Annotated in this window: 3 protein-coding genes; all 3 read left to right on the forward strand. The window is 67.7% G+C overall.

Annotation, left to right across the window (positions count from 1 at the left end):
• Positions 1–482 precede the first annotated feature (482 nt).
• The gene (locus ACIQ3R_RS17020) at positions 483–1,781 is read left to right on the forward strand and encodes an aconitase/3-isopropylmalate dehydratase large subunit family protein (protein WP_397420039.1); all 1,299 of its coding nucleotides are present in this window, start codon (positions 483–485) and stop codon (positions 1,779–1,781) included.
• On the forward strand, positions 1,778–2,278 hold the full coding sequence (locus ACIQ3R_RS17025) for a 3-isopropylmalate dehydratase (protein ID WP_397420040.1): 501 nt from the start codon (positions 1,778–1,780) through the stop codon (positions 2,276–2,278). Before ACIQ3R_RS17020 ends, ACIQ3R_RS17025 begins: the two co-directional genes overlap by 4 nt.
• Positions 2,275–2,908, forward strand: a 634-nt coding sequence (locus ACIQ3R_RS17030; protein ID WP_397420041.1) for an oxaloacetate decarboxylase, incomplete at its 3' end; no start/stop codon positions are given. The genes ACIQ3R_RS17025 and ACIQ3R_RS17030, both read left to right, overlap by 4 nt.

Consider the following 2,908-nt stretch of genomic DNA (forward strand, 5'->3'; position numbering starts at 1 on the left):
AGGACCCCGCCCACCAGCTGTGGGGGCAGGCCGATCACCTGATTGTAGAAGATCACCAGGAAGGACGAGATCGCCCTGTGTTTGAGGTTCGCGGCCGCACCACCGACGGCATAGAGCACCTTCGCGCCCAGGCCGAGGGGCGGCGCGCGCCCAGCATCCGTCGCGGCTGTGATCACCCACCCTCCCACGCAGCGGTCGGACGTCCTGGCGCGCCGCGTTCCGCAAGGGCGGACGGTGGGGTTGGACCCCACCCAACGTCAATGAATAAATGCCGCCAGGTATCGAAAACAACTCAGAAACCTAGGCGTCTTGACCTGCGTTTTTCGGCCAGGATCACATCGCTTGCATGACCGTATCCTTCAAGGTGCGCTGGCGCCCGGACGCGCCATCGATAGCCGTGTCACCATCCCGATTGCGTCTTGCGCCGTTCCGGCGGTTAAATGATATAAGACTATATCATTTGAAGGCTGGATCTGGCGTCCTTGTCCGTTACCGGAATGACCCTCGTCGAGAAGGTGATCGCTCGCGCCGCCGGTCGGGCGGGCGTGACGCCGGGCGAGATCGTGACCGCCGAGGTGGACTTCGCTTTCGCCCATGACAGCTCGGGCCCGCGTCGCTGGCGGCCCTATCTGGAAGAACTGGGCGTCGGGCTCTGGGCCCCCTCGAAGGTGGCCATCGTCTCGGATCACTACGTCCCGGCCGTCGATGCCGAGTCGGCCGAAATCCTGAAGCAGACCCGGGCGTTTGTGCGGGACTACAGCGTTGGCGCCTTCTTCGACATGGTCGGCATTTGCCACCTGGTGCTGCCGGAACACGGGCTGATCCGGCCCGGGCACTTCATCGCCGGCGGCGACAGCCACACCCCTATGGCCGGAGCTTTCGGGGCCTATGCGGCGGGCTATGGCGCCACCGACATGGCTGCCATTGCAGCCACCGGCGAGACCTGGCTCGCAGTGCCGGAGACCGTACGAGTCGAGTGGTCGGGCGCGTTCCAGCCAGGTGTGACAGCCAAGGACGTGATGCTGTTCCTCTGTCGTGAACTGGGTCTCGATAACGCCTTCCAGGCCATCGAGTACGCGGGCCCCACGGTGGAGGCGATGGCCATGCCCGAGCGGATGGTGCTGGCCAACATGGCGGCCGAGCTCGGTTTCGAAACCGGCATTGTTGCGCCTGACGCCGTCACCTTCGCCTATCTGGCGGAACGGGGTCGGCCGGTGGAGGACGAGGCCGCCGCCAGGGCTCTGGCGTCCGATCCAGACTGTTCATACAGGGCGGTCCACCGTTTCGACGCCGCCAAGCTGGCGCCGCAGATCGCCCAGCCACACACGCCGGACAATGTCATCGGCGCCGATGCGATCGGCGAGGTGGCCATCGACCAAGCCTATATCGGGGCCTGTGTGGGCGCGAAAATCGAGGATCTGCGCATGGCCGCCGAGGTGCTGGCGGGTCGCCGCATTGCGCCGGGCGTGCGCCTGTTGATCGCCCCGGCTTCGGCCAAGACCACGGAGCTGGCGGCTCGAGAGGGCGTGCTGGCGACCCTGATGGCGGCGGGCGCGGTTCTGCTGCCGTCCGGTTGCGGCGCCTGCGCAGGCATGGGCGCGGGGCTGCTGGCGGCAGGCGAGACCTGCATCTCCTCGACCAATCGCAATTTCAAGGGCCGCATGGGCCACAACGAGGCGCGCGTCTATCTTGGCTCGCCCTACTCCGTGGCGGCCGCAGCGGTGGCGGGCCGTATCGTCGATCCCCGGCCGATGCTGGCTGAGCAGAGGGCGGCGGCATGAGCGGGGTCGAAGCCGGTCGGGCTTTCGTGTTCGGCGACAACATCGACACCGACGTGCTGGCGCCGGGCTCGCTGATGAAGCTGGCGCCCGAGGCGCTGGCGAAACACTGCCTGGAGGCGGTGGCCCCCACGTTCGCGGCGACTGTCCGGCCCGGCGACCTGGTCGTGGCCGGCGCAAACTTCGGCATGGGCTCATCGCGAGAGCAGGCGGCGGTGTCGCTCAAGCTCCTGGGCGTGCGCGCCGTCCTGGCCACTTCGTTTGCGCGGATCTTCTGGCGCAACGCCATCAATCTCGGCCTGCCGGCGCTGGTGTTTCCCGATGCCCTAAGCGTCCTTGACGGCGACCGCCTCAACGTCGACGCCGCCGCCGGCCGGGTGGAGAACCTGACACAGGGCCGCACCCATGCGATCCAGGCGCTGCCGCCCCATCTGATGGAAATGATCGCCGCCGGCGGCCTCATCCCGCACCTGAAACGCCGGTTGGGAGCCGCTGCATGACCCGAGCCCTGATGGATCGACTGCGGTCCGGCCCGCCGGTGCTGGCGCCCGGCGCATATGATGCTCTCTCAGCTTTGCTCATTGAGCAGGCTGGTTTTGAGGCGGTTTATGTGTCCGGCGCTTCGGTGGCCTACACCCAGCTGGGCCGGCCGGACATCGGGCTCGTGGGGTTCGATCAGCTGGCTGACGTCGTTGGCCGGATCCGCGAACGCGTCGGGCTCCCGATCCTTGTCGACGCCGACACCGGTTTTGGCAACGCGCTCAATGTCCAGCGCAGCGTGCGGGTGCTGGAGCGTCGCGGCGCCAGCGCCATACAGATCGAGGATCAGGACTCCCCAAAGCGCTGCGGTCACCTCGCGGGCAAGGGCTTGATCCCGTTGGCCGAGATGGCGGGCAAGGTGCGCGCCGCCTGTGACGCGCGTATCGACTGCACCATCATCGCCCGCACCGACGCCATCGCCGTGGAGGGCTTCGAGTCCGCCCTCGAGCGGGCTGCGGCCTATGTCGAGGCCGGCGCCGACGTGGTCTTCGTCGAGGCGCCGCGCACCGTTGAGGAGATGCGGCGCGTGGTGGCGGCGCTCGGTGCTCGGGCCCCGCTGGTGGCCAACATGGTTGAGGGCGGCAAGACCC

This window comes from Phenylobacterium sp. (assembly GCF_044371015.1).
Taxonomy (GTDB): domain Bacteria; phylum Pseudomonadota; class Alphaproteobacteria; order Caulobacterales; family Caulobacteraceae; genus Phenylobacterium.

What these genes read in the sequence shown, in the direction of transcription:
- ACIQ3R_RS17025 (WP_397420040.1), top strand. Translation starts at nt 1,778, where the DNA reads ATGAGCGGGGTCGAAGCCGGTCGGGCTTTCGTGTTCGGCGACAACATC.